We start from the raw sequence: 5,449 nt of genomic DNA, 5'->3' as shown, positions 1-5,449 counted from the left end.
GCGCGGCGGCGGCGCGCTGCTGCGCGTGGTCTCGCGCGCCGCAGCCGACGACGCGCAGCGCAACGCCGCGGCCGCCCGGCTGCAATCGGTCGGCGCCCTCGCCGGCGGCATCGCGCACGACTTCAACAACCTCCTGGCCGCGGTCACCGCCAGCGCGGAGACGGCCTTGGCGCGAGATCCGGGCAGCGCGGCGGCGCCCGAACTGCTCCAGGTGCTCGACAGCGCCGCCCGCGGGGCCGCGCTCGTGCGTCAGCTTCTGGCCTTCGCCCGCCAGCAGGCGCTGCAACCTCGTGTCGTCGAGCTGAACGAGGCGGTCACCGGCATCGCCGGATTGCTCCAGCGCCTTCTCGGCCGCCATGTCAGGCTCTCCGTCGAGCTCGAGGAGCCAGGCCGACGCGTGCGCATCGACCCCACGCAGCTCGACCAGGTGATCATGAACCTGGCCCTCAACGCGCGCGACGCGATGCCGGGCGGCGGCCGCCTGCGGATCGCGACCGGGCACGCGGTGGTGCTGCAGCCTGAGCCGATCGGCCAGGAGGAACTCGCGCCAGGCCGCTACGTGCTGCTGGAGGTCGCGGATACCGGCGGCGGGATCCCGCCCGCGCTGCTGCCGCGGATCTTCGATCCGTTCTTCACGACCAAGCGCGAGCAGGGCGGCACGGGGCTGGGGCTGTCGACAGTGCATGGGATTGTGCGCCAGTCCGGCGGCTTCATCGCCGCCGACAGCCGTCCGGGCGAGGGGACGACCTTCCGGATCTGGCTGCCGCGGCACGACGGCCCGTCCGAGGCGCCGGTCGCGCATGATCCGGTCCAGCCGCAGGCCCCCCCGGAGCGCCGTGCCTCCGGACCGGTCCTGCTGGTCGAGGACGAGCCGCCGCTGCTCCGCCTCGCTGCCGAGGCGCTCAGGCGCGCCGGCTTCGAAGTGATCGCGGCCGGCGCGGCAGAGGAGGCGCTCGATCTCGTCGAGAGCGGCGGGGCGCGGCCGGCGGCGCTCGTCTCGGATGTCGTGATGCCCGGCCTCGACGGCTTCGCCCTGGCCGCGCGGCTGCGAGCAGGGGATCCGGACCTGCCGGTGCTGCTCGTCTCGGGCTACGCCGAGGCAGCGCTCGGTCGGGACCTGGCTGCGGAGCGGCTGCGGTTGCTCGCGAAACCCTATCGCCTGGGTGATCTGGTGGCCGAGATGCGCGCACTGCTGCCGGCGGACGGGGCGAAAGTTTCCTAAATGTTCTTGTTTGCCACCCCGATCCGGGCCATATTCCGGATGGGTCGCCGCCCGCTTGCGTCGCGTCTTGGAGTCGCGCCGCGCAATCGGGCAAGGTGGCGTGGGGCGTGACCGTGGGTTGGCGATTCGCCGCCGTGGTTGCGCATTCTGGTTGAGACGGGGCAGCGGGGAGATCGGGCCCAATGGACAAGACGAAGGCTCTGGATGCCGCGCTGAGCCAGATCGAGAGGTCCTTCGGCAAGGGCTCGATCATGCGCATGGGCAACAAGTCTGCCGATGCGGAGGTCGAGGTGATCTCGACCGGCTCGCTCGGGCTCGACCTCGCGCTCGGTATCGGCGGCCTGCCCAAGGGCCGCATCGTGGAGATCTACGGGCCGGAAAGCTCGGGCAAGACGACGCTCGCGCTGCACGCCATCGCCGAGGCGCAGAAGAAGGGCGGGACCTGCGCCTTCATCGACGCCGAGCATGCGCTCGATCCCGGCTATGCCCGCAAGCTCGGCGTGGACGTCGACAACCTGCTGATCAGCCAGCCCGACGCCGGCGAGCAGGCGCTCGAGATCGCCGACACGCTGGTGCGGTCCGGCGCGATCGACGTGCTGGTCGTGGACAGTGTCGCGGCGCTGGTGCCGCGCGCCGAACTGGAAGGCGAGATGGGCGACAGCCATGTCGGCCTGCACGCGCGGCTGATGTCGCAGGCGCTGCGCAAGCTGACCGGCAGCGTCTCGCGCTCCAACACGCTGCTGATCTTCCTGAACCAGATCCGCCTCAAGATCGGCGTCATGTTCGGCAACCCGGAGACGACGACGGGCGGCAACGCGCTGAAGTTCTATGCCAGCGTGCGCATGGAGATCCGCCGCATCGGCTCGATCAAGGAGCGCGACACCACCACCGGCAACCAGACGCGCGTGAAGGTGGTGAAGAACAAGATGGCCCCGCCGTTCCGGCAGGTGGAATTCGACATCATGTACGGCGAGGGCATCAGCAAGGTGGGCGAGTTGATCGACCTCGGCGTGAAGGCCGGGGTGGTCGAGAAGTCGGGCGCTTGGTTCAGCTGCGACAGCCAGCGCATCGGGCAGGGGCGCGAGAACGCGAAGCAGTTCATGCGCGACAACCCGGACGTCGCCGACAGCGTCGAGAAGCGCATCCGTGCCCAGGCGAACGGCCTCGCCAATGCGATGCTGGCGGGCGAGGAGACGGAGGCCGCCGCGGCCGAGTGACCGGCGCGGGGGCTTCGCCCCCGCCAACCGGGTCGCCAAGACTGCGATCGGCAGGTCCGGCCAGGGACGTTGTCCCGGGCGTCGCCGGCAGGCTTCCCCGCGATGCGGGTTCCTGTACCCGACCTGCGGACGGAGCGACGGCTCCGCGGGACCATGAGCCTCGGTCGGGGCGCTGCTCCTGCGCGCCGACGGCTCACTCCAGCCCTGCGAGCCTCAGGCCTTCCTCGTAGTGGGCGCGGTCTTCGGCGCGCGCCATGGGATTTCGTCGGCTCGCGCGCTCGACCGAAAAATCGGGCTCGATCTCCGCCAGGCGACGCCGCAATGCTGCCGCTTCCTCGCGCTCTCCGAGATGGCCAAGGGCGCTCAGCAGGAACTTGTAAGGGTAGCTGATGGCCGGTTGCAGCGCGATCGCCTGCCGCCCGGTCTCCGCCGCTTCCTCGTGCCGCTTCTGCAGCAGCAGCGGGATGCCACGCGCCGCGTCGAAGAAGAAGGAGTGCGGATGCAGCGGCGACAGGCGCTTGTAGCGGTCGAGGCGCTGCAGCGCCCGCTCATGCTCGCCGAGATAGCTCTCCGTCATGCCCGAGAAGACCCAGGCCATGGCAAGGTTCGGGTTCAGCGCCAGGGCCCGCTCGTGCAGCGTCCGCGCCTCGCGCAGGCGGTGGTGCAGGAAGGCGCTGACGTGCCCGAAGACCGTCAGCGCCTGGGCGTCCTGCGGATCGAGCGCCATGGCGCGCTTCGCAAGGCGCTCGGCCTCGACGAAGGCGTAGCTGTCCTCCGCCCAGCCCTGGCCGACGAGGAAGAGATGCCAGTAGGCGTGCCAGGAGAAGGCCGGCGCGTAGTCCGGCTCGAGCGACGTCGCGCGTTCGAGCAGCGACCCGGCCTCGAGGAAGCTCTCGCGGTCGAGCTGGTGCAGCGCGGGAATGGCGCGCAGCACGAGGTCGTAGGCGGTGCCGCTCACGCTGCGCCGCGTGCCCGCGCGCTCCGCCTCGATCAGCAGGATCTCGGGGTCGATGCGCGCGACGAGTTCCGCTGCCGTCTCGTCCTGCAGGGTCAGCATGTCGTCCGCCTCGCGCTCGAAGCGCTGGCTCCAGACGATCGTCTCCGGCGGCCGCAGGTCGGTCAGCCGCAGCGAGACGCGCACGCGCGTGCCGCTCCGTTGCACCGTGCCGGCCAGCAGGAAGTCGAGACCGAGATCCTGCGCGGCCGCCACCTCGCCGCTGCGTGACGCCGCTGCGGCGAGCGAGGCGCTGTTGGCGATGAACAGCCAGCGGAAGCGCGAGAGGGCGGTAGTGATCTCCTCCGCCAGCCCGACCGCCAGGTGCTCCTCCGTCTCGACGCCAAGGATGCGGAGCGGAAGCACGCCGAGCCGTGCGCCGCGCGTTGCCGGCCGCTTCGGCGCAGCCGTGCCGAGGCTCGTGACCAGCGGCGCCTCCGCCGCGCCGGTCGCCGCCGTGCCGCAGAGCGCGCGCACCAGGCGCTCGGTCTCCGGCGACGGGGCGGCGCCGAAGCGGGTGTGCAGCAGCGTGCGGCACTGCTCGTATGCGGCAAGCGCGCCGGCCCGATCGCCGAGGTCCGATTGCGCACGGATCAAGGCGCGCCAGCCGGCCTCCTGCAGCGGGTCGATCTCTACCAGGCGTCGCGCCGCGGCCAGCATGGCGCGCGGCCCGCCGGCGGAGGCGAGCAGCGCATTGGCACGCGTCACCGCCGCCTCCTGCAGCCTCCGGCGCTGCTCGGCCAGCCAGCCGTCGAAGGCCCGATCGACGCCGTCGAGGTCGCTCAGGAACTCGCCGGTCAGCAGGTCGAGCGTTTCCGGCTGCGACGGGCCGGGACGCAGCACCTCCACCGCGTCGGTCCAGACCAGGTCCTTGCGGAGCGCCAGCGTCTCGCGCGTCGGCAGCAGCAGCGGCACGCCGGCCGGCGCCAGGGACTCGCCGAGTTCGTGCACGGCCTGCCGCAGCGAGCCGCGCTGCTGTTCAACGCCGCGTCGCGACCACAGGAGGTCGGCCAGTCGCGCGCGGGGTACCGTCGCGCCGCCGGCCATGGCGAGGATGGCGAGCAGGGCGCGCGCCTTGCGGGACCGCGGCAGCACCGACATCGAGCCGAGCGTCCAGGCTTCCATCTGCCCGATCAGCACGAGGCGCAGCCGCGGTACGTCCTCGGGCGGCAGCGCCGCGTCCGGAGGAGCGTCGAAAGTCTGGACGTGAGTGACCACGGAGCCGCCCATGCCACGAAAATAGTGTGACGGAGGTCGCGCGTCACCTTCTGGTTGATACATGACCGCCATCCTGGCGTCGGCGCGTGCCGGGGCAGGCGCTGCACGTCAAGAGCGAGGGACGGATCCGATGGGGACATCGGCCTTGTCGCCCGCCGGCCTGCCATCCGTGCCGGCGTCTTGCTGCCGGCAGGGCATCGCTTCCTGGCCGGGCGCATGGTCCGCCACGCAACCGCAATTGGTCGAAGTTCCATCGCGAGACTCCCGCAATGGTTGTGGGTGGTCCGGACACTAGGCGCAGCCACTCCAAGTGGCGCGTGAGATCGCCGTTGCGCGCGTGAATCCGCCATCAAGCGGTGGCCTGTCGCGCTGCGCGAGCGCCGCGACAGGCCTGCGCGCATTGACCGTGTTTTCACGGAATAAAAACTTAACATGATAGCACGGATCGGAATAAATACCAGACTGTGTCAGGCGGACATCGCCTGCCGAAGCGGATCCACCCAACAGAACCCCCAGCCGAGGACGAATGACCATGACGCCCACCAACAAGCTCTCGATCTCGCTCGCTGCTGTCGCCGACGCCGGCAAGGTGCGCCTCGGCGCCGGGTTGAAGACCGCGCCGCGCCCGGTTCCGGCGGCGGTGGCGGATGAGGGCAAGGTGCGCCTCGGCGCCGGGCTGAAGACCGCGCCGCGCCCGGTTCCGGCGGCGGTGGCGGATGAGGGCAAGGTGCGCCTCGGCGCCGGGCTGAAGGCCGCGCCGCGCCCGGTTCCGGCGGCGGTGGCGGATGAGGGCAAGGT

At 71.3% G+C, this 5,449-nt stretch carries 4 protein-coding genes; 3 read left to right on the top strand and 1 reads right to left on the bottom strand.

Annotation, left to right across the window (positions count from 1 at the left end):
- Together L2I40_RS18425 and recA are read left to right on the top strand one after the other, a co-directional pair.
- On the top strand, positions 1–1,222 hold a 1,222-nt coding region (locus tag L2I40_RS18425), incomplete at its 5' end, for an ATP-binding protein (protein WP_237216647.1).
- 182 nt (positions 1,223–1,404) lie between these two features.
- Positions 1,405–2,439 carry a recombinase RecA gene (recA, locus tag L2I40_RS18420; protein ID WP_237216646.1) on the top strand — a complete coding sequence of 345 codons (1,035 nt, stop codon included), beginning with the start codon at positions 1,405–1,407 and terminating at the stop codon, positions 2,437–2,439.
- A gap of 193 nt (positions 2,440–2,632) precedes the next feature.
- On the opposite strand, the gene L2I40_RS18415 is transcribed toward recA, so the two are convergent.
- Complete coding sequence (locus L2I40_RS18415) at positions 2,633–4,651, bottom strand: BTAD domain-containing putative transcriptional regulator (protein ID WP_237216645.1); 2,019 nt, start codon at positions 4,649–4,651, stop codon at positions 2,633–2,635.
- Positions 4,652–5,183: 532 nt separating this feature from the next.
- Between L2I40_RS18415 and L2I40_RS18410 the strand changes: the two genes are divergently transcribed.
- Positions 5,184–5,449: hypothetical protein (locus L2I40_RS18410; RefSeq protein WP_237216644.1), on the top strand; the 266-nt coding region annotated here is incomplete at its 3' end.

Origin of the sequence: Falsiroseomonas oryziterrae (assembly GCF_021864505.1) — a bacterium.
In the GTDB taxonomy this organism is placed as follows: domain Bacteria; phylum Pseudomonadota; class Alphaproteobacteria; order Acetobacterales; family Acetobacteraceae; genus Falsiroseomonas; species Falsiroseomonas oryziterrae.
This window is presented reverse-complemented; position numbering and strand designations above follow the sequence as displayed.

Excerpts from the sequence above, each read along its gene's own strand:
- recA (WP_237216646.1), top strand. The coding sequence starts at position 1,405 with ATGGACAAGACGAAGGCTCTGGATGCCGCGCTGAGCCAGATCGAGAGG.